Raw genomic sequence first — 26,985 nt, forward strand, 5'->3', positions numbered from 1 at the left:
GCGGCACAACAACCAACCCCCGGTGTGTCGCCATGAATCAAGCCCGAAACGTCATCCGCTACGTCAACGCCGCCCATGTCATCGATCACATGTTCATGCTGATCTTTCCCGCTGCCGTGCTGGGCATGACCCAGGCCTTTGGCCTGGACTATGCCGGGCTGATCGGTCTGTCCCTGGGCGGTTTCATCGCCTTTGGCGCCTGTTCGCTACCGGCCGGCTGGCTGGGGGATCACTGGAGTCGGCGGCAGATGATGCTGCTGTTCTTCTTCGGCATCGGTGGCGCCTCGATCCTCACCGGGCTCAGTAATAGCCCGAGCATGCTGGTGATCGGGCTGACCCTGATGGGAATATTCGCCGCTATCTATCATCCGGTCGGCACCGCGATGCTGGTGGCCTATGCGCAGAATCGCGGGCGCGAGATCGGCATCAACGGTATGTGGGGCAACCTCGGCGTGGCCTTCTCGGCCTTGATTACCGGCTTGCTGGTGGCGCGGTTCGGCTGGCGCTCGGCGTTCATCCTGCCGGGGAGCGTGGCCATCCTTCTGGGTGTCGGCTTTGCCTTGCAGGTGCGTGACGAGCCTGCCCCCGCACGCGCCCATGTGCCGCTCAAGGGCAAGGGCGGGCAGCAGATCTCCATGTTCCTGGTGTTCGGCGTGCTGGCCCTGGCCACAGCCACTGGCGGGGTGGTCTTCAACGCCACCACCATGACTTACCCGAAGCTGTTCCAGGAACGCCTGCATGAATTGTTCACCTCGCCGCAGACCCTGGGGGTGGTGGTCAGCCTGGCCTATGCCTTCGGCGCAGTGGCGCAGTTGTTGATCGGCCGGGTATTGCACCGCTTCAGCCTGAAGTGGCCGTTCATCATTTTGACCCTGCTCCAGGCCCCGTTGCTGCTGGCGATGGCCGACAGCCAGGGTTGGGGCGTGATCGTCCTGGGTGCGGCCTTCATGTTCGTGGTGTTCGGCCAGGTCACGGTGAACGATGCCATGGTCGCGAACTTCGTTGCGCCCCAGTGGCAGTCGCGAGTCTTCGCCTTGCGTTACTGCCTGTCGTTCGGTGCCAGTGCCACGGCGATTCCGCTGATTGCTCTGGTGGAACCGCGTGAGGGCCTGAGCGGCCTGTACCTGGTCCTGGCGGGGGTCGCGGCGCTGACGTTTGCCGCGGCGCTGGCCTTTCCCCGCACCCCCGCGGAAGCGGCAGTGGGGCAAAGCGCCTGAGGTCGTGCAGGGCCGTAACAATACTGGCCTGAAGCTAGTATTTGTACGGCCCTGCAAATCATTCCTTTGGCTGATTTAGCGGGCGCGCAGGAGCTCTAGAGTGGTTATCCTCCAGTCACGACCGAGCCGTCAGAAAAGGGATTCTTATGTTGCAGACTCGCGTTATTCCCCCCGCCGAAGGCGCCTACCAATACCCACTTCTGATCAAGCGCTTGCTGATGTCCGGCACCCGCTACGAAAAAACCCGCGAGATCATCTACCGTGACCAGTTGCGCTACACCTATCCGACCCTGATCGAGCGGGTGGCGCGCCTGGCCAATGTGCTGACCGCGGCCGGGGTCAAGGCGGGGGACACCGTGGCGGTCATGGACTGGGACAGCCATCGCTACCTGGAGTGCATGTTTGCCATCCCGATGATCGGTGCGGTGATCCACACCATCAACGTGCGTCTGTCGCCGGAGCAGATTCTCTACACCATGAACCATGCCGAGGACCGCTTCGTGCTGGTCAACAGCGAGTTCGTCGGCCTGTACCAGGCGATTGCCGGGCACCTGACCACGGTGGAGAAAACCCTGCTGCTCACCGATGCCCCGGAGAAAACCGCCGAGTTGCCGAACCTGGTGGGCGAGTACGAGACCTTGCTCGCCGCCGCCAGCCCCCAGTACGCGTTCGAGGATTTCGACGAGAACTCGGTGGCCACCACCTTCTACACCACCGGCACCACCGGCAACCCCAAGGGCGTGTACTTCACCCACCGCCAACTGGTGCTGCACACTCTGGGGGTGTCCACCATCATGGGGGCCATCGACAGCGTGCGCCTGCTGGGCACCAACGATGTGTACATGCCCATCACCCCGATGTTCCACGTGCACGCCTGGGGCTTGCCGTACGTGGCCACCATGCTCGGGCTCAAGCAGGTCTATCCCGGGCGCTACGACCCGGAGTACCTGGTGGAGCTGTGGCGCCGGGAGAAGGTCACCTTCTCTCACTGCGTGCCGACCATCCTGCAGATGGTGCTCAATGCCAAGGCAGCCCAGGGTACGGATTTCGGCGGCTGGAAGATCGTCATCGGCGGCAGTGCGCTGAACCGCGCGCTGTACGAGGCGGCCAAGGCCAAGGGCATCCAGCTGACGGCTGCCTACGGCATGTCGGAAACCGGACCGCTGGTGTCCTGTGCACACCTGAACGATGAACTGATGGCGGGCAGCGAGGACGAGCGCACCACCTACCGCATCAAGGCCGGGGTACCGGGGCCGCTGGTGGAAGCGGCAATCATCGATGCCGAAGGCAACTTCCTCCCGGCGGACGGCGAGGCCCAGGGCGAGCTGGTGCTGCGGGCGCCCTGGCTGAGCGAAGGTTATTTCAACGAACCGCAAAAAGGCGCCGAGCTCTGGGAAGGCGGCTGGCTGCATACCGGTGACGTGGCGACCCTGGACAGCATGGGGGTGATCGACATCCGCGACCGGATCAAGGACGTGATCAAGACCGGTGGCGAGTGGATCTCCTCCCTGGACCTGGAGGACCTCATCAGCCGCCACGTGGCGGTACGTGAAGTAGCAGTGGTGGGCATCGCCGATCCGCAGTGGGGCGAACGCCCATTCGCCCTGCTGGTCATCCGCGAGGGCCATGAGATTGGCGCCCGCGAGCTCAAGGAACACCTCAAGCCCTTCGTCGAGCTGGGCCACCTGAGCAAGTGGGCGATTCCCAGTCAGATCGCCCTTGTTACTGAAATTCCCAAGACCAGCGTTGGCAAGCTCGACAAGAAGCGCATCCGCGTCGACATCAGCGAGTGGCAGGCCAGCAACAGCACCTTCCTCTCCACGCTTTGAGCGTCCCCGGCCGTGCCCGCTCGGGCACGGCATGCCCACCCGGCAAGCCTTTGCCTTGTACTCACGGATTTTTCAGTCATTCTTGCCGCGCCGTTTTTCAAAGGTTATGGCAAAGGGCTGTTCCAGTGCGGTGGGTGGCTGCAAATCACACTTTAGAGGGATCAAGCAGTAATCCCTGCTGGATATAGTCCGTTCACGGATTTTTCTGAACGACGGAGCATTGCGGGGGGCTCGCGCCACGCAACTTCGGAGCCGGGACAAGTGTTCATTCAACCGGTATTCGAAGCGTTTTCAGAAAAGCGTACTGCCATAACAATAATGCACATGGAGTAGCGTCGATGACATCAGCAAACCAGTTCTGGCGCCGGGCGAAACTGCCCCTGGCCGTCGGTCTCGCCTCCACGCTCGCCGGGCCGGCATTCGGCGTCAGCTTCAACATCGGTGAAATCGAAGGCAGCTTCGATTCGTCCCTGTCGGTGGGGGCCAGCTGGTCGACCGCCGGGCGCAACAAGGACCTGATCGGGGTCAACAACGGCGGCAAGGGCCTGTCCCAGACCACCGATGACGGCCACTTGAACTTCAACAAGGGCCAGACCTTCTCGAAGATCTTCAAGGGTATCCATGACCTGGAATTGAAGTACGGCGATACCGGTGTGTTTGTCCGTGGCAAGTACTGGTATGACTTCAAGCTCCAGGACGAAGACCTGGACTTCAAGAACGTCAGCAACGACAACCGTAAAGAGGGCGCCAAGTCTTCCGGCGGGCAGATTCTCGATGCCTTCATCTATCACAACTATTCCATTGCCGATGAGCCGGGCTCCGTGCGTTTCGGTAAGCAGGTGGTGAGCTGGGGCGAAAGTACCTTCATCGGTGGCGGTATCAACTCGATCAACCCCATCGATGTGTCGGCGTTCCGCCGTCCTGGCGCCGAGATCAAGGAAGGCCTGATCCCGGTCAACATGTTCTACATCTCCCAGAACCTGACCGAGAACCTGTCGGCCGAAGCCTTCTACCAGTTGGAATGGGACCAGACCGTTACCGATAACTGCGGCACCTTCTTCTCGCAGCCGGACAACATTTCCGACGGCTGTGACGACAACCTGCGACTGCTGGCCAAGCGTTCGACCATCGCCGCCACGGCGCCGGGGCGCGCGGCCCTGGCCGCGATGCAGGCTCGTGGCGTCGACGTCAACGAAGAAGGCACGCTGGTGCGTCGCAGTGGCGACCGCGATGCCCGTGACAGCGGCCAGTTCGGTGCGGCGTTCCACTACAACTTCGAGCCGCTGGACACCGAGTTCGGCGCCTACTTCATGAACTATCACAGCCGGGCGCCGATTTTCAGTGCCACGGCTGCGCCACAGTCGGCTTACGCCATTGCTCCTGGCTTCGGCACTTTGGCGCCGGTATGGATCGCCGGTAATTCGAAGTACTTCGTTGAGTATCCAGAAGACATTCGCCTGTATGGCTTGAGTTTCTCCACCACCCTGCCTACGGGGACGGCGTGGAGCGGTGAAATCAGCTACCGGCCGAATGCGCCTGTACAACTCAACTCTACCGATATTCTCTATTCCGCCGTTCGACCTCTGAAGGGGGCATACACCAACGCCTCGCTGCTTGAAGGTGTAGCGGGGCAGGACCTTCACGGCTATCGCCGCAAGGAAGTCACTCAGTTCCAGACCACCTTCACGCACTTCTTCGATCAGGTCATGGGCGCCAGCCGTCTGACGCTGGTGGGTGAGGTGGGGGTTACCCACGTCGGAGGCCTTGAGAGCAAGTCGGATGTCCGCTATGGACGTGATCCGGTGTTTGGTCCTGGCGCCTTGCCAGCCACCGGCGGGCAAAACACCTGTCGTGCGCTTAACTCCACCACCATTGCCGGTGCAGGTCCTGGTGCAGACGCCAGCAATCTGAGCGCCAACTGCAACAACGATGGCTTCACCACCGCCACCTCCTGGGGCTACCGCGGCCGTGCCATCTGGGAGTACCCGGATGTGTTCGCTGGTGTGAACCTCAAGCCGAACGTGGCCTGGTCCCATGACGTCAAGGGTTACTCGCCAGGTCCTGGCGGCAACTTCGAAGAAGGCCGCAAGGCCATCAGCCTGGGGCTGGATGCCGAGTACCAGAACACCTACACCGCGAGCCTGGCCTACACCAACTTCTTCGGTGGCGACTACAGCACCGTGGATGACCGGGACTTCCTCGCCTTGAGCGTTGGCGTGAACTTCTAAGCACACTGCATTTTCAGGAAGAACAACAATATGAAAATCACCAAGAGTCTGTTGCACGTCGGTGTGCTGGGACTGTCACTGCTGGCCACCGGGGTCATGGCCGCGGTCTCGGCCGATGAAGCCGCCAAGCTGGGTACCAGCCTGACGCCGATGGGCGCGGAAATGGCCGGCAATGCCGCCGGCACCATTCCGGCCTGGAAGCCACTGGCGACCAATGCTGGCACCGTGGACAGCAAGGGTTTCCTGTCCAACCCCTACGGCAGCGAGCAGCCGCTGTTCACCATCACCGCGCAGAACGTCGAGCAGTACAAGGACAAGCTGGCGCCGGGGCAGTACGCGATGTTCAAGCGCTACCCGGAAACCTTCAAGATGCCGGTCTACCCGTCCCATCGCGGGGCCACCGTGCCGGCTGACGTGTTCGCCGCGATCAAGCGCAACGCCACCAGCACCAACCTGGTGTCCGGCGGCAACGGCCTGGAGAACTTCGAAACCGCGATTCCGTTCCCGATCCCGAAAAGCGGCGTGGAAGTCATCTGGAACCACATCACCCGCTATCGCGGTGGCAGTGTGACCCGCCTGGTGACCCAGGCCACGCCACAGGCCAATGGCTCCTACAGCCTGGTGTACTTCCAGGACCAGTTCGTGTTCCGCGACAAGATGAAGGACTACGATCCGAAAAACCCGGGCAACATCCTGTTCTACTTCAAGCAGAAAGTGACCGCGCCAGCGCGCCTGGCCGGTGGCGTGCTGCTGGTGCACGAAACCCTCGACCAAGTGAAGGAGCCGCGTTCGGCCTGGGTCTACAACGCTGGCCAGCGCCGCGTACGCCGCGCCCCGCAAGTGTCCTATGACGGCCCGGGTACCGCTGCCGACGGCCTGCGTACTTCCGACAACCTGGACATGTACAACGGTGCGCCGGATCGCTACGACTGGAAGCTGGAAGGCAAGAAGGAGATGTACATCGCTTCCGACAGCTACAAGCTCGACTCGCCGACCCTGAAGTACGCCGACATCATCAAGGCCGGCCACATCAACCAGGACCTGGCTCGCTATGAGCTGCGCAGGGTCTGGCATGTGGTGGCAACCTTGAAGGAAGGCCAGCGCCATATCTACGCCAAGCGTGACTTCTACATCGACGAAGACACCTGGCAGGCAGCGGTGATCGACCACTACGACGGTCGTGGCCAGCTGTGGCGCGTGGCCGAGGCTCACGCCGAGAACTACTACGACAAGCAAGTGCCGTGGTACGCCCTGGAAACCCTCTACGACCTGCAGTCCGGCCGCTACCTGGCCCTGGGCATGAAGAACGAAGAGAAACAGGCCTACGACTTCGGTTTCACCGCCACCACCAGCGATTTCACCCCAGCCGCCCTGCGTCAGGACGGGGTTCGCTGAGCCGCTGCAAATAGAGGCCGCATCCTCGGAAAAAGCCCCGACCTGGTTCGGGGCTTTTTTTTGCCTGAGGGCCCGGCCTTGGAATCCATCCGGGTACAGACGGCTTTCTCGAAACTAATTAGCCACTTAATCAATAAATAAACGAAATATCTTTTAATCATTCAGAGTTATCTGACCAATTTGCTCATAGTCTTTTTCACCCGAATGGTCGCAAAAATCTTCAACAGGTGGCCTTTTACCGCTAGTCTGCGGACATCTGCTACGCCGACAACCGTACATCAATAAGAGTTGGCCATGACTGACCTGTCCCCCCTGCAACGGCCTGCCAGCGCGGTGATCCCCGCTCTGGAGGGGCGTTTTTATCGACCCCCCCTGCCCGATGGATACGTGCAGCGGCCGCGTCTTTGCGAGCGTCTGGGCGCCGGGTTGAAGGGGCGATTGCTGCTGGTCTGTGCGCCTGCCGGGTTTGGCAAGAGCTCGCTGGCCGTGGAGTTTTGCCAGGGCCTGCCGGATAACTGGCAGAGCCTGTGGCTGGGGTTGAGCCGCCGGGACAGCGATCCCGGGCGCTTCCTCGAGCGTCTGTTGGCCGGTCTGCAGCAGTACTTTCCCCAATTGGGACGGCAGTCCCTGGGCCTGTTGAAAATGCGTCAGCGTCACCAGCCCTTCGCTTTTGAAGAGTGGCTGGACGGCCTGCTGGATGAGCTGGCGGTGCAATTGACCGGTGCCAGTCCGTTATTGCTGGTGCTGGACGACTATCACCTGGCCCAGGGGCCGGTCCTCGATCGTTGCCTGCAGTTTTTTCTCAATCACCTGCCCGATGGCTTGCTGGTGCTGGTCACTAGCCGCCAACGCCCGGACTGGCACCTGGCGCGGCTGCGGTTGTCCCGGCAACTGCTGGAGCTGCACGAGCAGGATTTGCGCCTGACCCATGACGAATCCCTGAGCCTGCTCGACCGGCACAGCAGTTCGCTGCGCGGCGAAGCCCTGGAAAACCTGATTCAGCGCAGCGAAGGCTGGGTGGCCGGGCTGCGTTTCTGGTTGCTGGCGGCATCCGAGGCGGGAGCCGGGGGCGCGCTACCCCAGGGCCTGCATGGCGGGGAAGGGCTGATCCGCGACTACCTGCTGGAAGAGGTCATCGACTGCCTGCCCGCCGAAGTGCAGTCATTCCTGTATGACACGGCGCCCCAGGAGCGGTTTTGCGCCGAGCTGTGCGATGCCCTGCGCGAAGCCCATGACAGCGCCGAGATCCTGGGTTTCCTCCAGGCCCACCAGGTATTCCTGGTGCCCCTGGATGAACACGGCCATTGGTATCGTTATCACCACCTGTTTTCCGACCTGCTGCGCAGCCGGCCCACGGCCAATGCCCTGGTGCCAGCGGCCAGCCTGCACCTGCGCGCCTGCCGCTGGTTCAACGCCCAGGGGCTGCTCGACGAAGCGGTGGAGCAAGCGCTGCGCGCCGGGCACCTAGACGTGGCGGCCAACCTGGTGCAGAACCTGTCCGAAGAGCAACTGCTGGCGGAGCAGAACGTCGGCATGCTGCTGCGCTGGAAGATGGACCTGCCCGACAGCCTGCTGATCAGCACGCCGCGGCTGATCGTGCTCTACAGCTGGGCCCTGGGCCTGGCCTGCCAGCTGGATGCGGCGGAGGAACTGGCCAATCACCTGAGTCGTTTCCTGCCGGCCCCTTCGGCCACGGCGCAGAAGTCGATGTTGGCGCAATGGCTGGCCCTGAGCGGAATCATCGCCCGTGGCCGCGGCCAGCGGGAAAACACCCTGGCCTATTGCAGCGAGGCCCTGGAAAGCCTGCCGCCCAAACGTTATGGGCAGCGCCTGATGTGCCTGTCGACCTTGTCCAACCTGGCCATTACCGATGCCGATCTGTGGCGGGCCCGCAGCCTCAATCGCGAATCCCTGGAGCTGGCGCAACGGGTCGGCAATCCGTTGTTCGAAGCCCTGGCCCACTACGACCGTGCCCGGGTCCTGCAGGCCCGCGGCGAAGTGCTGCGGGCGCAGGAGGAGGTACACCAGGGGCTGCGGCGCCTGCAGGGCCTGTCGGCCCAGCGGTTGTATGCGGTGCGGGCCCGGCTGACCCTGTATGACGGTTACCTGCTGACCCTGCGCGCCCAGCCCGAGGCCGGCCTGTTGCGCTTGCAGGCCGGCCTGGTGGAGGCCCGGGCCTGTCGCGATATCAGCGTGCTGATCGGTCACTGCGTGATCGCCAAGCAGGAAGGCCTGGGTGGCGAGTTCTCCCGAGCCTTCGCCGAGCTGGCGGAAGCCGAGCGCTTGATGCACATCTGGGACGTGCCACCGATCTATTACCTGGCAATGATCACCCTGGTGAAATGCGAGCTGTGGCTGGCCCAGGGGCGTACCGATCTGGCCGAAGCCTGGCTGGCCCGCCTGGGCCAGACCTACACCGGCGAACAGGCGGCGGCGCCACCGGAGTTCCACCCGCAACTGCCGTTGCACATCGAATTGCAGCAAGCCCAGCTTGAAAGCATCAAGGGCGATCTGGGCCGGGCGGAGCAGCGCTTGAATCGGTTGGTCGAGCATGGCCAGCAAAGCGGGCGGCAGTTGCTGAGCGTGATGGCCCTGACCCAAAAAGCCGCACTGTTGCTGGCGGCCGGTCGCGGTCCGCAGGCCCGCCAGGACCTGGCCCAGGCTCTGGAGGCCGGGGTTGGAGGCGCGGTGCAGCCGTTCATGGCATTGCTCCATGGCCATCCCGGCTGGATGCGTGAGCAGTTGCAGCAGGGCGTATCGACAGCCCTGACCCAGGCGTTGCTGGAGCGGTTGCCGGCAGCATCGCGTGAACCTCAGGAGATCGTGGCCCATAACGAGTCCTTGAGCTCCCGGGAGCTTTCAGTGTTGCAGTTGATCGCCCAGGGCTGCTCCAACCAGGAAATCAGCGAGCGCCTGTTCATCTCGTTGCATACGGTGAAGACCCATGCCAGCCATATCAACAGCAAGCTGGGGGTAGAGCGCCGGACCCAGGCCGTGGCCCGGGCCCAGGAGCTGGGGTTGCTGGGGTAGGCGCTGCGCCACTGGCTGCCGGGGCTAGCGGGCCAGGTGCTCCTTGCAGTAGTCGGCGAACAACCGCGCCGGCTTGGTCAATTGGCCACGTTTGAGCCAGGCGGCCACCAGGCCTGAACCTGTGACGTCCTCGACAATGTCGACACACACCACCGGCTTGCCATCGTAGGAAAAAGGCGAGTGGGGGCGGGTGACCAGGATCGAGAAACCGAAGCCCTGGCCGACCATCCCGCGCACCATCTCGATGGACGGTGAGCTGAAGGCAATCTGCGGCGTCAGCCCCAATTCTTCGAACAGGCTGACGAAATAGGTGCGGCTCGGTTGCACATCCAGCAGGATCATCGGCTCCAGGCACAGGTCGCGCAGCGATACCTGGGGCTGCTTGGCGTAGCGATGGCCGGCCGGCAGCAAGGCGTAAGGCCGTTGCGGCGGCATCAGTGGCTCGGTTTCGATGGTGCCGTCCAGGTCATGCTCATAGAGGATCGCCAGATCGAACGCGCCACCGGTCAGGCCCTGTACCAGTTCCTGCTGCTCGCCATCACGGATGCGGATTTCCACCCCGGGATAGAGCGCGCTGAAGCCGGCGATCAGCTGTGGCAGGTACAGCGGTGCCACGGTTTCGAAGCAGCCGATGTCGATCTGTCCGGCGACCACGTCGTTGTCTGCCAGGGCGTTCTGCTCGAACTCCTTGGCCATGCGCAGCAGCTCCTGGGCCTTGCGGTAGAAACGTGCCCCGCTGGGGGTCAGGGAGACGCCGAGAGCATGGTGACGAATCAGCAATTGCACGCCGAAGCTGTCCTCCAGGCCCTTGATGGCGGTGGAGATCGACGGCTGGGCAATGTACAGCTTGCGTGATGCCTCGGCGACGCTGCCGCACTCGACGGTGGTGATGAAGTACTTCAGTTGACGCAGATTGTAGGCAGCCACAGCGAACCTCGTTCTTTGCCCGGGCACGGGGGAAGGGCGGCCGGGTCAGGGTGACCCGGGACTTGCATGCATCACCGCGCATGCAGTGCGCTTGATGCAAGCAAGTTACGCACCGGCAAGGCTCCCCCGGCGTGTTTTTTTGTCCCGCAACAATACTCACAAGTGCCGGGAGGGAGGGCATGACCAAGGCAGTTTTTTCATCGCTTGCGAGCACATTTTTCCTCGCTTGGCTTCAGGCACTCTCCTCGCCGGGGTCGGCGGGCGGGGCTTCCTCGGTCGGGGTGGCGTCGAAGTCCAGGGTGACGCTGAAGCGTTGCTCCTCCACCAGCACGTCGATGCGCCAGCCCAGGCGGGCACACAACTGGCGCATCAGTTCCAGACCCAGGCCATAGCCGTAGTCGCTGGAAGGCTCGATCTGCTTGGCTTCGCGGATGCGGTTGAGAATGCGCAGGCGCGGGTAGTCGAAGTGGATCTCGATGGTGCCGTCATCGGCATATTGCAGGGCGTTGCGCAGGAAATTGCCGACCACGATTCGGCAGGCGGTCAGGGGCAGGCGGCAGGGCGTGGTGCTGATGTCCAGGGTCAGTTCGATATCCCGTGTACCGATCAGGTAGCGCTGCTCCTGGATCAGCTCGTTGACCAGCCCGCTCATGTCGATGGGCTCCTCGGGCAGGGCTTCGGGCAGCTCGCGGCTCATCCACAGCAAGGTCTCGGCGATGCGCTGCATGTTCAGCACCGAGCGTTCGATACGTTGCAGGGGCGGCGGCAGGGCGCCGCCGGATTGCAGGGTCAGCAGCTCGATATTGGCCTTGAGCACTGCCAGCGGGGTACGCAGTTCATGGCTGGTGTAGCGTAGCAGCCGGCCTTCACGCAGGCTGGCAGCCTGGACCTGTTGCATGCTCTGGGCCAGGGCGTCGGCGAGCATATTGAATTCCTTGAAGCTGAAATTGGGCCGTTCGCCGGCCACCGTGTCGGGGTCCTTGAGGGTACTGGACCACTGGGACAGGCGGCCCAGGGGCCGCACCAGCCACCAGACCAGCAGGGCAATGATGATCAGCGCCGGTATGAACACCGCCAGGCTGATGAAAATCACCCCGTGCAGTTCACGGTCCAGGTAGGCGTCGGACAGTGGCGTCTCGACTTCGCCGCCTTCTTCCTGGTCATGGTCGACGTCGTACATGTACAGGGTCTTGCCGTCCGCCAGGGGTTGGGCAAGGATCGCCCGGCCTTCATCGTCGTCATCGGAATCCAGATCGCCAAAGACCTGGACTGCACCGAAGGACAGGCTCGGGGGCGTGTCCAGCAATTGGCGGACCTTCTCGGGCAGCGCCTCCTTGCCGATGACGCTGGTATAGAAATAGTTGTGCGGCGGCGGGGTCGTGGGGTCCTTGTTGTAGTGTCTGGCGAAGTACTGGGCTTCTTCCTCCATCATCGCGCTGGCGGTGTAGAGCAGGCCGCGGACGCTGTATTCCGGCAGCAGCAGACTGTAGATCAGCAGTACCACGGCGATCAGCAGCAGGAAGCTGCCGCTGATCACCCATTTCAAACTCAGGCCGTTACGCATGTGACCTCAGCTGTATGCCAATACCGGGAAGGGTGTGGATCAGGGGCTGGTCGAAGGACTTGTCCACAGTCTTGCGCAGCCGGTGCATATGCACCTTGAGGGTGTTGCTGTCGGGCGGCTCGTCGCCCCAGATCGTCGCCTCCAGGCGTTCCCGGGTGACAGGCTCGGGGCTGGCGCGCATCAGGCATTCCAGCAGGGTCCAGCAGATGGGCGACAGGTGCAGCTCCTGGCCGGCGCGGCTGACCTTGCGGGTGGTCAGCTCCATTACCAGGTCGGCCACCTGCAGGCGGCTGGCCTGGCCGCTGCGGCGCAGGCTCAGGGCACGGATCCTGGCCACCAGCTCGGCCAGTTCGAAGGGCTTGACCAGATAATCGTCGGCACCGGCGGCAAAGCTGGCGAGCTTGTCCGACAGGGCATCCAGCGAGGTGAGCATGAGGATGGGGGTCTGGCTGCCGTGCTGGCGCAGTTGTTCGCACAGCTGCTGGCCGTCCAGCCGCGGCAGCATGATGTCGAGGAGGATCACGTCGTAATGCTGGCTCAGGGCCAGGTTAAGGCCGGTCTGGCCGTTGCTGGCGTGGTCGCAGACGATGCCGCCGATTTCCAGGTACTCGATGACGGTATTGGCCAGGTCAAGGTTGTCCTCGACCAGCAGCAGGTGAATATGCACGGAAACGTCCCCTTGGACCCTTGGCACTCGATGGCCCGAAGGATAGCGGAAGCCGAGGCTTTTCCATTGATGTTTACCCGCTGTTAACCCAGCGCTCTCTAAGCTCAGGCTCTTCTTAACTGCAGAGCGCGGCACAGCCATGAACCTGTCTTCAGTGCTCAAAGGCATCCTGCTGGTGTTGATTCTTCTCGGCCTGATGGCTTGCGTCCTGCCGTCCGGGGCACCCATGGTGCGCCTTGGGGACGGCGGCCCCTTGAGCTTGTTCCTGCTGGGGCATGACCTGCAACGGGCGGAGGCCGAGCATGTCGCGGGTATCGTCTGACGATAGCGGCGCCGGCTACACCGACCAGTTGGTGCTGTGTCTGATGCTGATCCTGTGTGTATCGATTTCCCTGGGTGCCTATATCGTGCGCTTCAACGCCCAGATCGACCGCCAGCGCGAGCTGTCGCCGGTGCACTTGCTGGAGTGTGGTCAGGGGCGGGGGGCCTTTATCGTCGACCCCCATGGCCGGCTTAGCAGCAGCGACAACTGCTACTTGGTGGACGAAGACGACTAGCCTCGCCGCCTGGCAGCGCCCAGAATGATCCGCCTTCGAGTTCCAGCGCAAGAAACGAGGTTCTTGCGCTGAAATCTCGTTCTACAGTGCAGGCGTACTGAGATGAAGGCGGCGAACCCCAGGGTTGCCGGCCTGATTTCCCTGGCGGATTGAAGGAGAACTGCGATGTCCTGCGTATTCAAGAAAATGGCGTCCCCGGTTGGCCAACTGACCCTGGTCGCCCGGGGAGCGAAGCTGGCGGCGATTCTGTGGGAGCACGAGCGGCAGAACCGGGTGCGCCTGGGCCCACTGCAGGAAGCCGCGGAGCATCCGCTGTTGCTGGAGACCGAGCGCCAGTTGCTCGAATACTTTGCCGGTACCCGCGAGCGTTTCGAGCTTGAACTGGACTTTGTCGGCACCGAGTTCCAGCGCCAGGTCTGGCAAGCCCTGCTGACCATTCCTTTCGGCGAGACCCGCAGTTACAGCCAGATCGCCCGACAGATCGGCAATCCCACTGCAGTGCGTGCGGTAGGGGCGGCCAATGGGCGTAATCCGATCTCGATCGTCGCCCCCTGCCACCGGGTGATCGGCGCCTCGGGCAGCCTCACCGGTTTCGCCGGCGGTCTTGAGGCCAAGCAGTTCCTGTTGGCACTGGAAGGCGAGGAGACGTTGCAACTGGCGTTCTGAGTAAGCAGTGGCGGCGAGCTGTGACAGAATGGCCCATCGATTTTTCTGGAGCCTTCCCATGGACGCCGCCAAGCCCAGCCTCATCCGCGAAACCTTCCCCGTCGGCCCGCTGCAGTGCAACTGCACCATCATTGGCGACCCGCTGACCAAGAAAGCCATAGTCGTCGATCCGGGCGGCAACCCCGACCTGATCATGGCGCGCCTGGACGCACTGGGCCTGAAGGTGGTGAGCATCATCCATACCCATGCCCATCTGGATCACTTCCTGGCCTCCGGGCAGATGAAGGAAAAGACCGGCGCCACCCTGCACTTGCACAAGGACGACCAGTTTCTCTGGGACAACCTTGAGATGCAGTGCAGCATGTTCGGCGTGCCCTACACCCCTGTGCCGTCCCCGGATCGCTGGTTGGGTGATGACGAAGAGCTGGCCTGCGGTTGCGGTGTGGCCTTGCACACTCCAGGGCATACCCCAGGTTCCATGAGCTTTTGGTTTTCCGAGGCTAAGCTTCTGATTACCGGCGACACGCTGTTCAAGCGCGGGGTCGGGCGCACGGATTTGTGGGGTGGCGACCAGGCCACGCTGGTGCGTTCGATCAAGCAGCGTCTCTATACCCTCGACGAAGACGCCACAGTGGTTGCCGGGCACGGCCCAGACACCCGGCTGGGAGATGAGATGCGTCAGAACCCGTTCGTGCGAGCCTGACTATTTGCCCGTTGGTTCACGGAATTTTTGCCGTTCTGCGTGTTCCAACGCCGGCAAAGGTCTATTGCCAACGTCCGCTGCACCACAGAATGCAAAATGTAGGAGCTTTCCATGTTCACCTCACGTCGTTTGATTGTTGTCGCTACTGCTGTGGCCTTGTTGTCCGGCTGCGCTTCGCCTAACCCCTATGACAACCAGGGGCAGGCCGACGGCGGCTCGTCTGGCATGAGTAAAACCGCCAAGTACGGTGGGCTGGGAGCCTTGGCCGGTGCGTTGGCTGGTGCTGCCATCGACCACAACAACCGTGGCAAGGGGGCCTTGATCGGTGCAGCAGTGGTCGGTGCTTCCGCTGCAGGTTATGGCTACTACGCTGACCAGCAGGAGAAAAAACTGCGCGCCAGCATGGCTAACACCGGGGTCGAAGTGCAGCGCCAGGGCGATCAGATCAAGCTGATCATGCCGGGCAATATCACTTTCGCCACTGACTCGGCGAATATCGCGCCCAGCTTCTACCAGCCCCTGAACAACCTGGCCAACTCCCTGCGTGAGTTCAACCAGAACCAGATCGAGATCGTCGGCTACACCGACAGCACTGGCAGCCGTCAGCACAACATGGATCTGTCCCAGCGTCGCGCCCAGAGCGTAGCGACCTACCTGACGTCCCAGGGGGTCAGCGGTTCCAACCTGTCCGCTCGTGGCGCCGGTCCGGACAACCCGATCGCCAGCAACGCCGATGTCAACGGCCGTGCGCAGAACCGTCGGGTCGAGGTCAACCTCAAGGCGATTCCGGGCCAGCAGTACCAGCAACCGAACCAGCAGTACCAGCAGCCCTATCAGCAGCAAGGTCAGCAATACCAGCAGTATCCCTGACCGGACTGGCTGAACCCCAGGCATAAAAAAGCCCGCCCGATACAGATCGGGCGGGCTTTTTTAATGGCTGAGGCGTATTACTTCTTCAGGCCATATTGTTCGTCGAGCATGCCTGGGGCATTCGGCGTCTTCGGCGCGTAGTCCCGTGGTGGTTCCTGGTCCCGTGGAGGGGTCAGGCGCTCACGTGGAGCCTGCACCGACTCCGAGTGCAAGGCGGCCAGCAGGCGCTGGCGGGTCAGTTCGTCCAAGGCCAGGCGATTGGCGCCCTCGGCGAGGTGATCCTGCACTTCCTGGTAACTCTGGGTCAGTTTCTTGACCAGGGTTGCGGTGCTGTTGAAGTGAGTGACCACTTCATTCTGATAATTGTCGAAACGTTCCTGAATATCATCCAACTGACGCTGCGTGCGGTTAGGCGCGGCATTGGGCAGCAGGCGAGCGACCAGGAATCCAATGGCGACACCCGCGACCAGGGCAAGAGTCGGCAACAACCAAACTAAGAGCGAGTGTTCCACGAGTCCTTCCTCTATAAACGGCTTTGCTTTACGTTAACGGCTCGAACCTGCGCTGTATACCGCGATTCACTCGCAATAGATTGGCACAGACCATTTGCTAGACGAGTCGACCCCCTTCGAGGTCACGGAGTTCCTTCCTTGCTTATGCGTGAAACCCCTGTAGTGATTGCCGGCCCGGTGGGCCAACTGGAAGCCCTGTATCTGCAGGTGCCCGATGCACGTGGGATGGCGCTGATCTGCCACCCCAATCCGGTGCAGGGCGGCACCATGCTCAATAAGGTGGTATCCACCCTGCAGCGCACTGCGCGGGATGCCGGCCTGAGCACCCTGCGCTTCAACTACCGTGGCGTGGGCGCCAGTGAAGGCAGCCACGACATGGGCAGCGGTGAAGTCGACGATGCCCAGGCGGCAGCCCAGTGGTTGCAGGCCCAGCATCCGCAACTGCCCTTGACCCTGTTCGGGTTCTCCTTTGGCGGTTTTGTCGCGGCCAGCCTTGGCGGGCGTCTGGAAGGCCAGGGCACGCAGCTCAAGCACTTGTTCATGGTGGCGCCGGCAGTCACCCGCCTGCGTGATAGCGACCTGCTGCCGCAGAACTGCCCGTTGACCCTGATCCAGCCGGAAACCGATGAGGTCATCGACCCGCAGGCGGTCTACGACTGGTCCGACGCGCTTGTTCGCCCCCATGAGCTGCTGAAAGTGGCAGAATGCGGGCACTTTTTTCATGGCAAGCTCACCGATCTGAAAGATCTGGTGCTGCCGCGACTTTCGAATTGATAGCAGTCTGATAAGCGATTACCCATGACTACTCGTACGCGTATCCTCACCGGCATCACCACCACCGGCACTCCGCACCTGGGCAACTATGCCGGTGCGATCCGCCCGGCGATCGTCGCCAGCCGCGACAGCAATGCCGATTCCTTCTACTTTCTGGCCGACTACCACGCACTGATCAAGTGCGATGACCCGCTGCGTATCCAGCGTTCGCGCCAGGAAATCGCCGCCACCTGGTTGGCCGGTGGCCTGGATGTGGAACGCGTGACTTTCTATCGCCAGTCGGACATCCCGGAGATCCCCGAGCTGACCTGGCTGTTGACCTGCGTGGCGGCCAAGGGGCTGCTCAACCGTGCCCATGCCTATAAGGCTTCGGTGGACAAGAATGTCGAGGCCGGTGAAGACCCGGACGCCGGCATCACCATGGGCTTGTACAGCTACCCGGTACTGATGGCGGCGGACATCCTGATGTTCAACGCGCACAAGGTGCCGGTGGGCCGCGACCAGATCCAGCACGTGGAAATGGCCCGGGACATTGGCCAGCGTTTCAACCACCTGTTCGGCCAGGGCAAGGAGTTCTTCACCATGCCCGAGGCGCTGATCGAGGAAAGCGTTGCCACCTTGCCAGGCCTCGATGGCCGCAAGATGTCCAAGAGTTACGACAACACCATCCCGCTGTTCACCAGCGCCAAGGACATGAAGGACGCGATCTCGCGGATCGTCACCGACTCCAAGGCGCCAGGCGAGGCCAAGGATCCGGACAACTCTCATTTGTTCACCCTGTACCAGGCGTTCTCCAACCCTGCGCAAGCCGCCGAGTTCCGCAGCGAGCTGCTTCAGGGCCTGGGTTGGGGCGAAGCCAAGAACCGCCTGTTCCAATTGCTGGATGCCGAACTGGGCGAAGCCCGCGAGCGTTATCACCAACTGATCGCACGCCCTTCGGACCTGGAAGACATCTTGCGGGCCGGCGCCGTCAAGGCCCGTGCCGTGGCCACGCCGTTCCTCAACGAACTGCGCGAAGCCGTGGGCCTGCGCTCTTTCGCCGCCCAGGTACAGGTGGCAGCCACCACCAAGAAAAAAGCCGCCAAGGCCGCGCGTTTCATCAGCTTTCGAGAGGATGACGGCAGCTTCCGTTTCCGTTTGCTGTCGGCCGATGGCGAGCAACTGCTGCTGTCGCGCAATTTCGCTGATGGCAAGGCTGCAGGTGCTGTCACCAAGCAACTGCAATCGGGCCAGGAGCTGGATCTGCGGACCGAGGGCAATGCATTCGGTATCTGGCTGGACGGCGCCTGTGTGGCGGATAGCCCGGACTTTGCCGATGCCAGCGCCCGTGACGCGGCTGTAGATGCACTGCGCATCGCTCTGACCCCGGCGCAGGACTAATCGGCATCTTCCCGACCAAGGGCTGATTGCCATTCCCCAGGGCCGTCGCTAAAGTGACGGCCCGTTTTTGTTGCCTTGCTAACGAATTATGACGCCCCTAGAACGATACCAAGCAGATCTGAAACGCCCGGATTTCTTTCATGATGCGGCACAGGAAACGGCTGTGCGTCATCTGCAGCGCCTGTATGACGATCTGATCGCGGCCGAGCAAAACAAGCCGGGCCTGCTCGGCAAGCTTTTTGGCAAGAAGGATCAGACGCCGGTCAAGGGTCTGTATTTCTGGGGCGGAGTGGGGCGCGGTAAGACCTATCTGGTGGACACCTTCTTCGAAGCCTTGCCGTTCAAGGAAAAGGTACGCACGCACTTTCACCGTTTCATGAAGCGCGTACACGAAGAAATGAAGACCCTGGGCGGTGAGAAGAACCCGTTGACCATCATCGCCAAGCGTTTCTCGCAAGAGGCGCGGGTGATCTGCTTCGACGAATTCTTCGTGTCTGACATTACTGACGCGATGATTCTTGGCACCCTCATGGAGGAGCTGTTCAAGAATGGCGTGACCCTGGTCGCCACTTCGAACATCGTCCCCGACGGCTTGTACAAGGATGGCTTGCAGCGCGCGCGCTTCCTGCCGGCGATTGCCCTGATCAAGCAGAACACCGAGATCGTCAACGTCGACAGCGGTGTCGACTACCGCCTGCGTCACCTGGAGCAGGCGGAGCTGTTCCACTATCCATTGAACGAAGAAGCACAGGAAAGCTTGCGCAAGAGCTTCCGGGCGTTGACGCCGGAGTGCACCCAGGCGGTGGAAAACGATGTGTTGATCATCGAGAACCGCGAGATCCGCGCATTGCGTACCTGCGATGATGTGGCCTGGTTCGACTTCCGGGAACTGTGCGACGGCCCGCGCAGCCAGAACGACTACATCGAGCTGGGCAAGATCTTCCATGCCGTGTTGCTCAGTGGCGTGGAGCAGATGAGCGTCACCACCGACGACATCGCCCGGCGCTTTATCAACATGGTCGACGAGTTCTACGACCGCAACGTCAAGCTGATCATTTCCGCCGAGGTCGAACTCAAGGACCTCTACACCGGTGGCCGCCTGACGTTCGAGTTCCAGCGCACCCTTAGCCGTCTGCTGGAGATGCAGTCCCACGAGTTCCTGTCGCGGGCGCACAAGCCATAAGCATCGCCAGATGAAAAAGGGCCTGCATTGCAGGCCCTTTTTTTATGCCGCCTGTTGCTGGAACTGTTGGCGGTACTGGTTGGGTGAAAGTTCGGTGTGCTGGCGGAACAGTCGGGCGAAGAAACTGGCGTCGTCGTAGCCGACTTCGTAGCTGATGGTCTTGATGCTCTTGCGCGTTCCCGAGAGCAGGCCCTTGGCGGTTTCGATGCGCAGGCGCTGCAGGTAATGCAGGGGCTTGTCGCCGGTGGCGGTCTGGAAACGGCGCATGAAGTTGCGAATGCTCATGCCGTGCTCGCGGGCCACGTCCTCGAAGCGGAACTTGTCGGCGAAGTGCTCTTCGAGCCAGTGCTGGATCTGCAGGATGATCACGTCCTGATGCAGCTTCTGGCCGCCGAAGCCGATGCGCCCTGGGGCGTAGCTGCGCTGTACTTCATAGAGAATGTCCCGGGCCACGGCCTGGGCCACGTTGGCACCGCAGAAGCGTTCGATCAGGTAGATGTACAGGTCGCAGGCCGAGGTGGTACCGCCCGCGCAGTAGAGGTTGTCGGCGTCGGTCAGGTGCTTGTCCTGATTGAGCTGGACCTTGGGGAAGCGCTCATTGAAGGCGCTGAAGAAGCGCCAGTAGGTAGTGGCTTCCTTGCCATCGAGCAAGCCGGCTTCCGCCAGCCAGAACACCCCGGTGGCTTCGCCGCAGAGCACCGCGCCGCGAGCGTGCTGGGCGCGCAGCCAGGGCAAGATCTGCGGGTAACGCTGGCACAGGGTGTCGAAGTCGTCCCAGAACGCTGGGAGGATGATGATATCGGTGTCTTCCAGCGGGCCGTCCACCGGCATGATCACGTCGCTGAAACTGCATACGGGTTGACCGTCGGGGCTGACCAGGCGGGTTTCGAACGCCGGGGTCAGGCCTTGGCCCAGTTGTTTGCCGTAGCGCAGGCTGGCCAGATGGAAGAAATCCTTGGCTTGCATGAGGGTGGAAGCGAAAACCCGGTCGATAGCCAGGATGCTGACGCGCCGCAAGGGCGTGGAGGTTTGGTTAGACATAATTCAATTGTTCTTATAGGGGAAAGTGGTCACCAGACGGCTGGATCGTCTTATTTTTTGTCGGATGTGTCCAGTGTCCCGTGCAGGTGGCTAGCCTTAGGCTCTGGCAGCCAACCCATGATCAATAACCATCACAGGTGCCTGCATGATCCCTAGAACCTTGTTCAGCTCCGAGCACGAACTCTTCCGTGACAGCGTGCGTACATTCCTTGAGAAAGAGGCAGTGCCCTTCCATGGCGAATGGGAAAAACAGGGCTATATCGACCGTCAGTTGTGGAGCAAGGCGGGGGAGGCCGGAATGCTGTGCTCGCACATTCCCGAGGAATACGGCGGCCTGGGGGCGGACTTTCTCTACAGCGCGGTGGTGATCGAGGAGATTGGCCGGCTGGGCCTGACGGGCATTGGTTTTTCCCTGCATTCGGACATTGTCGCGCCCTACATCCTGCATTACGGCAGTGAGTCGCTGAAGCACAAGTACCTGCCCCGGCTGGTCTCGGGGGAAATGGTCACGGCCATTGCCATGACCGAGCCGGGGGCGGGCTCCGACCTGCAAGGGGTGAAGACCACGGCAGTGCTCGACGGCGACGAATACGTGATCAATGGTTCCAAGACCTTTATTACCAACGGCTACCTGGCGGACCTGGTGATAGTCGTGGCCAAGACCGATCCCAAGGCCGGAGCCAAGGGCACCAGCCTGTTTCTGGTTGAGGCCGATACTCCCGGGTTCTCCAAGGGCAAGCGCCTGGAAAAGGTGGGAATGAAGGCTCAGGACACCTCCGAGCTGTTCTTCCAGGATGTGCGAGTACCCAAGGAGAATCTGCTGGGGCAGGCTGGGGCAGGTTTTGCCTATTTGATGCAGGAGTTGCCCCAGGAGCGCCTGACCGTGGCCATTGGTGGCCTGGCCAGTGCCGAGGCGGCGTTGCAGTGGACCCTGGAATACACCCGCGAACGCAAAGCCTTTGGCAAGGCGATTGCCGATTTCCAGAACAGCCGTTTCAAGCTGGCGGAAATGGCCACGGAAATTCAGATCGGCCGGGTATTTGTCGATCGCTGCCTGGAGCTGCACTTGCAGGGCAAGCTCGATGTGCCGACGGCGGCCATGGCCAAGTACTGGGGGACTGACCTGCAGTGCAAGGTGCTTGATGAATGCGTGCAGTTGCACGGCGGCTACGGCTTCATGTGGGAGTACCCGGTGGCCCGGGCCTGGGCCGATGCCCGGGTGCAGCGCATTTATGCCGGGACCAACGAGATCATGAAGGAGATCATTGCCCGCTCACTATAGGGAGCGGGCCGCCGGCGAAGGGTGCGAAGCGGGTTATGCGACGTATCCATTCGCTGGCAAGCCAGCAACTGTGGGCCTATTAAGGCGCGGGGTTGGGGTGATCCTTGTGGATTGCCTCGATCCCGGCGAGGACCTCATCCGACAACTTCAAGGCGGCGCTGGCGATGTTGCTGTCCAGCTGTTCCAGAGTGGTGGCGCCGATGATGTTGCTGGTCACGAACGGCTGTTGAGTGACGAAGGCCAGGGCCATCTGTGCCGGATCCAGGCCGTGCTCGCGGGCCAGCGCCACGTAGCGGCTGCAGGCCGCTTCCGACTGAGGGTTGAAGTAGCGGCTGAAGCGGCTGTAGAGGCTCAGCCGTGCCTTGGCTGGCCGCGCGCCGCCTTCGTACTTGCCGGACAGGTAGCCAAAGGCCAGAGGAGAGTAGGCCAGCAGGCCGCATTGTTCACGAATGGCAATTTCCGCCAGGCCCACTTCGAAGCTGCGGTTGAGCAGGTTGTAGGGGTTCTGGATCGAAACCGCCCGCGGCCAGCCACGGCTCTCGGCCAGGGCAAGGAACTTCATGGTGCCCCATGGCGTTTCGTTGGACAGACCGATATGGCGGATCTTGCCGGCCTTGACCTGCTCGTCCAGGGCTTCGAGGGTTTCTTCCAGCGGAGTGAAGTCTTCATCGGCCTGGTGCTTGTAGCCCAGTTGGCCGAAGAAGTTGGTGCTGCGCTCGGGCCAGTGCAGTTGGTACAGGTCGATCCAGTCGGTCTGCAGGCGCTTGAGGCTGGCATCCACGGCTTCGACAATATGCTTGCGGTTGTGCTTGAGCTGTTTGTCGCGAATGTAGTCGATGGTGTTGCCCGGACCTGCGATCTTGCTGGCCAGGACCCAGTCGGCGCGGTCGCCACGCTGCTTGAACCAGTTGCCGATATAGCGCTCGGTGGTGGCGTAGGTTTCGGCCTTTGGCGGCACCGGGTACATCTCGGCAGTGTCGATGAAGTTGATTCCGGCGTTCTTGGCCCGCTCGATCTGAGCGAAGGCTTCAGCCTCGGTGTTCTGCTCTCCCCAGGTCATGGTGCCCAGGCAAATTGCACTCACATTCAGATCGGTTCGGCCCAGCTGGCGGTAGTCCATCGGGTGCTCCCTTGGCAAAACAATCATAAAAGCAGGTTGAAATTTTTTTCGCAATCTGCATAATTCGGCAGCTCTTTCTGCAGTGGAAGTGATGCGCCGCCTGCCGAAGAATCTTGCCGTATATCAGACGCGCTGACCCGAGCCCCCGATAGCGTCTGTGTCCGGCTGCCTTTGACCTTGTCAAAGTAAGCACTATTCAGTAAGATCCGCCGTCTATTTTGCTGGGCGGCCCCTGAGGCTATAAAGAATGAAAACTTTTACTGCTAAACCGGAAACAGTAAAGCGCGACTGGTTCGTCGTCGACGCTGCTGGTCAGACCCTGGGTCGTCTGGCCACCGAAATCGCGAGCCGTCTGCGTGGCAAGCACAAGCCTGAGTACACTCCTCACGTTGACACCGGCGACTACATCGTCGTGATCAATGCCGAGCAGGTACGTGTTACTGGCGCTAAAACCACTGACAAAATGTACTACTCCCACTCCGGTTTCCCGGGCGGCATCAAGTCGATCAACTTCGAAAAGCTGATCGCCAAAGCCCCTGAGCGCGTGATCGAGACCGCGGTAAAAGGCATGCTGCCTAAGAACCCGCTGGGTCGCGACATGTACCGTAAGCTGAAAGTCTATGCGGGCGCTGCACACCCTCATACTGCTCAGCAGCCCCAAGAACTGAAGATTTAACGGAATAGTTCATTATGTCGGCGACTCAAAATTACGGCACTGGCCGTCGCAAGACTGCAACCGCACGCGTTTTCCTGCGTCCGGGCACTGGCAACATCTCGATCAACAACCGCTCCCTGGATAACTTCTTCGGTCGCGAAACTGCCCGCATGGTAGTTCGTCAACCGCTGGAGCTGACCGAGACCGTTGAGAAGTTCGATATCTACGTCACCGTTATCGGCGGCGGTGTAAGTGGTCAAGCTGGCGCAATCCGCCACGGTATCACTCGCGCTCTGATGGATTACGACGAAACTCTGCGCAGCGCGCTGCGTAAAGCTGGTTTCGTAACCCGTGACGCACGTGAAGTTGAACGTAAGAAAGTGGGTCTGCGTAAAGCGCGTAAGCGTCCGCAATACTCCAAGCGTTAATTCGCTACTGCGTTCAAAAACGCCCAGTCTCCTCGCGGAGCTGGGCGTTTTTTATTGTCTAGAATTTGCTCTGTGACAACTTGCCACATCCGCGGAGGCCCTATACTGCAAGGCTTCGGGCCGGCTCGGCTTGGTAATTACCTTGTCAGAATAGGGGCTTTTCATTACCATTCGGCAAAATTTTTATAAGTTCAGATTTTTACTTAGTAGATGCCTGATTTAACAGGCCACAAAGCTGATGGGAGAGGACTGAATGAGCAATGACGGCGTGAATGCAGGCCGGCGTCGCTTCCTAGTAGCAGCCACATCCGTGGTGGGTGCTGCTGGAGCGGTGGGGGCTGCGGTCCCGTTCGTGGGGTCATGGTTTCCCAGTGCCAAGGCGAAAGCCGCAGGTGCACCGGTGAAGGTGAATATCAGCAAGATCGACCCAGGTCAGCAGATGATTGCTGAATGGCGTGGTCAGCCGGTATTCATCGTCCGCCGTACCGAGGAAATCCTGGGGAATCTTAAAAAGATCGAGGGCCAGTTGTCTGACCCTGACTCCAAGAACTCAGTACAACCAACCTACGTCGACCCGGAAGTGCGTTCGATCAAGCCAGAGATTCTGCTGCTGATCGGTATCTGCACCCACCTGGGCTGTTCTCCGACCTTCCGTCCTGAAGTGGCGCCCGCGGATCTGGGCAAGGACTGGGTAGGTGGCTATTTCTGCCCTTGCCACGGTTCCCACTACGATCTGGCTGGTCGCGTCTACAAGTCGCAACCTGCGCCTTTGAACCTGCCAGTACCCCCGCATTCCTATGAGTCGGATGACATCATCGTCATTGGCGTCGACACGGAGAAAGCGTGATGAGCAAGTTCATGGATTGGGTTGATGCGCGCTTCCCCGCGACCAAGATGTGGGAAGACCATCTCAGCAAGTATTACGCTCCGAAGAACTTCAACTTCTTCTATTTCTTTGGCTCCCTGGCGCTGCTGGTTCTGGTCAACCAGATCGTAACCGGTGTCTGGCTGACCATGAGCTACACCCCTTCGGCGGAAGAGGCCTTCGCTTCCGTTGAATACATCATGCGCGACGTCGAGTACGGCGCGATCCTGCGTCTGCTCCACTCCACCGGCGCTTCGGCGTTCTTCATCGTGGTCTATCTGCACATGTTCCGTGGCCTGCTCTACGGTTCCTACCAGAAGCCCCGTGAGCTGGTGTGGCTGTTCGGCATGCTGATCTACCTGGCACTGATGGCCGAGGCCTTCATGGGCTACCTGCTGCCGTGGGGCCAGATGTCCTACTGGGGCGCCCAGGTGATCATCTCGCTGTTCGGTGCGATCCCGGTCATCGGCGACGACCTGACTCAGTGGATCCGCGGTGACTACCTGATTTCCGGTATCACCCTGAACCGCTTCTTCGCCTTGCACGTTGTTGCCCTGCCGATCGTGATCCTCGGTCTGGTGGTGCTGCACATCCTGGCACTGCACGAAGTGGGTTCGAACAACCCGGATGGCGTCGACATCAAGAAGAACAAGGATGAGAACGGCATCCCGCTGGATGGTATTCCTTTCCACCCTTACTACACCGTGAAGGATATCGTCGGCGTAGTGGTGTTCCTCTTCATCTTCTGCTCGATCGTGTTCTTCTTCCCGGAAATGGGTGGCTACTTCCTCGAGAAGCCGAACTTCGAACAGGCCAACCCGTTCAAGACGCCTGAGCACATTGCTCCGGTTTGGTACTTCACCCCGTTCTACGCGATCCTGCGTGCGGTGCCGGACAAGCTCATGGGCGTCATTGCCATGGGGGCTGCCATTGCCGTGCTGTTCGTGCTGCCTTGGCTCGACCGTAGCCCGGTCAAGTCCATGCGCTACAAAGGCTGGCTGAGCAAGATCTGGCTGCTGGTGTTCTGCATCTCGTTCGTGATCCTGGGTGTGCTGGGTGTATTGGCACCGACTCCGGGTCGTACGCTGCTGTCGCAGGTATGTACCTTCCTGTACTTCGCCTACTTCATTCTGATGCCGTTCTACACCAGGCTCGAGAAGACCAAACCGGTTCCGGAAAGGGTGACTGGCTGATGAAAAAGCTATTTGCTGTACTGATTCTTGCTGCTATGCCTGTATTGTCTTTCGCGGCCGAGCACGGCGGCCCTGAGTTGGAGAAGGTCGATATCGACCTGGCCGACAAAGCTGCCCTGCAAGACGGCGCGCGTACCTTTGCCAACTACTGCATGGGCTGCCACAGCGCCAAGTTCCAGCGTTATGAGCGGGTTGCCGACGATCTGGGTATCCCTCACGATCTGATGTTGAGCAAGCTGGTCTTCACCGGCGCCAAGATCGGTGACCACATGAACATCGGCATGCAGCCGGCAGATGCCAAGACCTGGTTTGGCGCTGCGCCACCGGATCTGACCCTGGTGGCCCGTGTGCGGGGTACAGACTGGCTCTATGGCTACCTCAAGTCCTTCTATGAGGACCCGGCGCGCCCTTGGGGTGTGAATAACAAGGTTTTCCCGAACGTGGGCATGCCTAACGTTCTGGTTGGCCTGCAGGGTCGCCAGGTGATCGGTTGCAAGCAGGTGCAGATCGTCGAAGACGGCAAGAAGCAATACGATCCGCTGACCGGCACGCCGCTGACTCATGAAGCCTGTGACCAGCTGACCATCAAGGAGAACACCGGGACTCTCAACGAGGCTCAGTTCGACGAGAAGGTCAAGAACCTGGTGACCTTCCTGGCTTACTCGGCCAACCCGGTCAAGCTGCAGCACCAGCGCATCGGTACCTACGTACTGCTGTACCTGGCCTTCTTCTTCGTGTTCGCCTATCTGCTCAAGCGCGAATACTGGAAGGATGTGCATTGATAGCGTTTTAAGCATCAGTTGTTGAACGTGCGCGCCCAAGGGCGTCTCTGAAACTGTAACAACCCTGTATCATTCGGGGGTTACCAGAGGCGCCCTGAGGGCGCGCTCGTTTTTTCT

At 61.1% G+C, this 26,985-nt stretch carries 25 protein-coding genes; 19 read left to right on the top strand and 6 right to left on the bottom strand.

The genetic code is table 11. From position 1 onward, the window contains the following. Positions 1-32 precede the first annotated feature (32 nt). The 5 genes from AC07R1_RS18900 to AC07R1_RS18920 all read left to right on the top strand — a co-directional run bounded on the left by AC07R1_RS18900 (position 33) and on the right by AC07R1_RS18920 (position 9,699). Positions 33-1,217, top strand: a complete 1,185-nt coding sequence (locus AC07R1_RS18900; RefSeq protein WP_210671075.1) for an MFS transporter — start codon at positions 33-35, stop codon at positions 1,215-1,217. A gap of 146 nt (positions 1,218-1,363) precedes the next feature. Then, entirely contained in the window at positions 1,364-3,046 is a 1,683-nt protein-coding gene (locus AC07R1_RS18905) for a fatty acid--CoA ligase (RefSeq protein ID WP_019093006.1), read from the top strand. A gap of 338 nt (positions 3,047-3,384) precedes the next feature. Further along, a complete protein-coding gene (locus AC07R1_RS18910; protein WP_495110840.1) occupies positions 3,385-5,274 on the top strand; it encodes a DUF1302 domain-containing protein in 1,890 nt (629 codons plus the stop codon). Positions 5,275-5,304: 30 nt separating this feature from the next. Further along, positions 5,305-6,669 carry a DUF1329 domain-containing protein gene (locus AC07R1_RS18915; protein WP_011063362.1) on the top strand — a complete coding sequence of 455 codons (1,365 nt, stop codon included), beginning with the start codon at positions 5,305-5,307 and terminating at the stop codon, positions 6,667-6,669. A 294-nt stretch (positions 6,670-6,963) separates the two neighbouring features. Next, entirely contained in the window at positions 6,964-9,699 is a 2,736-nt protein-coding gene (locus AC07R1_RS18920; protein ID WP_019093008.1) for a winged helix-turn-helix domain-containing protein, read from the top strand. A gap of 24 nt (positions 9,700-9,723) precedes the next feature. Here AC07R1_RS18920 and AC07R1_RS18925 read toward each other — a convergent pair whose 3' ends face one another. From AC07R1_RS18925 to AC07R1_RS18935, 3 genes are all read right to left on the bottom strand, one after another. Further along, positions 9,724-10,626: a LysR family transcriptional regulator gene (locus AC07R1_RS18925; protein ID WP_011063360.1), complete on the bottom strand. Its 903-nt coding sequence runs from the start codon at positions 10,624-10,626 to the stop codon at positions 9,724-9,726. Positions 10,627-10,858: 232 nt separating this feature from the next. Then, positions 10,859-12,190 carry a sensor histidine kinase gene (locus tag AC07R1_RS18930; RefSeq protein ID WP_053160007.1) on the bottom strand — a complete coding sequence of 444 codons (1,332 nt, stop codon included), beginning with the start codon at positions 12,188-12,190 and terminating at the stop codon, positions 10,859-10,861. After that, positions 12,183-12,857, bottom strand: coding sequence for a response regulator transcription factor (locus tag AC07R1_RS18935; RefSeq protein WP_019093010.1), 675 nt, complete (start codon positions 12,855-12,857; stop codon positions 12,183-12,185). The genes AC07R1_RS18930 and AC07R1_RS18935 overlap by 8 nt, the downstream gene beginning before the upstream one ends. A 139-nt stretch (positions 12,858-12,996) precedes the next feature. Here AC07R1_RS18935 and AC07R1_RS18940 point away from each other — a divergent pair, with 139 nt between their 5' ends. The 5 genes from AC07R1_RS18940 (at position 12,997) to AC07R1_RS18960 (ending at position 15,653) form a co-directional block, all read left to right on the top strand. Continuing rightward, on the top strand, positions 12,997-13,179 hold the full coding sequence (locus AC07R1_RS18940) for a hypothetical protein (RefSeq protein WP_011063357.1): 183 nt from the start codon (positions 12,997-12,999) through the stop codon (positions 13,177-13,179). Then, a complete protein-coding gene (locus AC07R1_RS18945; RefSeq protein WP_011063356.1) occupies positions 13,160-13,414 on the top strand; it encodes a hypothetical protein in 255 nt (84 codons plus the stop codon). Before AC07R1_RS18940 ends, AC07R1_RS18945 begins: the two co-directional genes overlap by 20 nt. 165 nt (positions 13,415-13,579) lie before the next feature. After that, complete coding sequence (locus AC07R1_RS18950; RefSeq protein ID WP_077934744.1) at positions 13,580-14,080, top strand: methylated-DNA--[protein]-cysteine S-methyltransferase; 501 nt, start codon at positions 13,580-13,582, stop codon at positions 14,078-14,080. Between the two features lie 58 nt (positions 14,081-14,138). Continuing rightward, positions 14,139-14,783, top strand: a complete 645-nt coding sequence (locus AC07R1_RS18955; protein ID WP_495110841.1) for an MBL fold metallo-hydrolase — start codon at positions 14,139-14,141, stop codon at positions 14,781-14,783. 111 nt (positions 14,784-14,894) lie between these two features. Then, entirely contained in the window at positions 14,895-15,653 is a 759-nt protein-coding gene (locus AC07R1_RS18960) for a YiaD family glycine zipper/OmpA-like lipoprotein (RefSeq protein ID WP_011063337.1), read from the top strand. Between the two features lie 77 nt (positions 15,654-15,730). On the opposite strand, the gene AC07R1_RS18965 is transcribed toward AC07R1_RS18960, so the two are convergent. After that, complete coding sequence (locus AC07R1_RS18965; protein ID WP_011063336.1) at positions 15,731-16,165, bottom strand: Z-ring associated ZapG family protein; 435 nt, start codon at positions 16,163-16,165, stop codon at positions 15,731-15,733. A 144-nt stretch (positions 16,166-16,309) separates the two neighbouring features. On the opposite strand from AC07R1_RS18965, the gene AC07R1_RS18970 reads away from it, so the two are divergent. The 3 genes from AC07R1_RS18970 to zapE all read left to right on the top strand — a co-directional run bounded on the left by AC07R1_RS18970 (position 16,310) and on the right by zapE (position 19,502). After that, positions 16,310-16,939, top strand: coding sequence for an alpha/beta hydrolase (locus tag AC07R1_RS18970; RefSeq protein WP_011063335.1), 630 nt, complete (start codon positions 16,310-16,312; stop codon positions 16,937-16,939). A 24-nt stretch (positions 16,940-16,963) separates the two neighbouring features. Next, complete coding sequence (locus tag AC07R1_RS18975) at positions 16,964-18,319, top strand: tryptophan--tRNA ligase (RefSeq protein ID WP_495110842.1); 1,356 nt, start codon at positions 16,964-16,966, stop codon at positions 18,317-18,319. 88 nt (positions 18,320-18,407) lie between these two features. Next, positions 18,408-19,502 carry a cell division protein ZapE gene (zapE, locus tag AC07R1_RS18980; protein WP_019093692.1) on the top strand — a complete coding sequence of 365 codons (1,095 nt, stop codon included), beginning with the start codon at positions 18,408-18,410 and terminating at the stop codon, positions 19,500-19,502. A gap of 42 nt (positions 19,503-19,544) precedes the next feature. On the opposite strand, the gene AC07R1_RS18985 is transcribed toward zapE, so the two are convergent. After that, positions 19,545-20,444, bottom strand: a complete 900-nt coding sequence (locus AC07R1_RS18985; protein WP_169892244.1) for a GlxA family transcriptional regulator — start codon at positions 20,442-20,444, stop codon at positions 19,545-19,547. A 244-nt stretch (positions 20,445-20,688) separates the two neighbouring features. Here AC07R1_RS18985 and AC07R1_RS18990 point away from each other — a divergent pair, with 244 nt between their 5' ends. Beyond that, positions 20,689-21,825 carry an acyl-CoA dehydrogenase family protein gene (locus AC07R1_RS18990; protein ID WP_011063331.1) on the top strand — a complete coding sequence of 379 codons (1,137 nt, stop codon included), beginning with the start codon at positions 20,689-20,691 and terminating at the stop codon, positions 21,823-21,825. 79 nt (positions 21,826-21,904) lie between these two features. Here the strand turns inward: AC07R1_RS18990 and AC07R1_RS18995 are convergent, their stop codons facing one another. Then, a complete protein-coding gene (locus AC07R1_RS18995; protein WP_015636936.1) occupies positions 21,905-22,945 on the bottom strand; it encodes an NADP(H)-dependent aldo-keto reductase in 1,041 nt (346 codons plus the stop codon). Positions 22,946-23,192: 247 nt separating this feature from the next. On the opposite strand from AC07R1_RS18995, the gene rplM reads away from it, so the two are divergent. The 5 genes from rplM to AC07R1_RS19020 all read left to right on the top strand — a co-directional run bounded on the left by rplM (position 23,193) and on the right by AC07R1_RS19020 (position 26,868). After that, positions 23,193-23,621, top strand: a complete 429-nt coding sequence (rplM, locus tag AC07R1_RS19000) for a 50S ribosomal protein L13 (RefSeq protein ID WP_007928449.1) — start codon at positions 23,193-23,195, stop codon at positions 23,619-23,621. A gap of 14 nt (positions 23,622-23,635) precedes the next feature. Continuing rightward, positions 23,636-24,028: a 30S ribosomal protein S9 gene (rpsI, locus tag AC07R1_RS19005; protein WP_003228056.1), complete on the top strand. Its 393-nt coding sequence runs from the start codon at positions 23,636-23,638 to the stop codon at positions 24,026-24,028. Between the two features lie 253 nt (positions 24,029-24,281). Continuing rightward, positions 24,282-24,875, top strand: coding sequence for a ubiquinol-cytochrome c reductase iron-sulfur subunit (petA, locus tag AC07R1_RS19010; protein ID WP_011063329.1), 594 nt, complete (start codon positions 24,282-24,284; stop codon positions 24,873-24,875). Beyond that, a complete protein-coding gene (locus AC07R1_RS19015) occupies positions 24,875-26,086 on the top strand; it encodes a cytochrome b (protein WP_011063328.1) in 1,212 nt (403 codons plus the stop codon). Before petA ends, AC07R1_RS19015 begins: the two co-directional genes overlap by 1 nt. Further along, positions 26,086-26,868, top strand: coding sequence for a cytochrome c1 (locus AC07R1_RS19020; protein ID WP_011063327.1), 783 nt, complete (start codon positions 26,086-26,088; stop codon positions 26,866-26,868). The genes AC07R1_RS19015 and AC07R1_RS19020 overlap by 1 nt, the downstream gene beginning before the upstream one ends. Positions 26,869-26,985: the final 117 nt, after the last annotated feature.

Source organism: Pseudomonas sp. GW821-FHT07F01 (assembly GCF_059418825.1).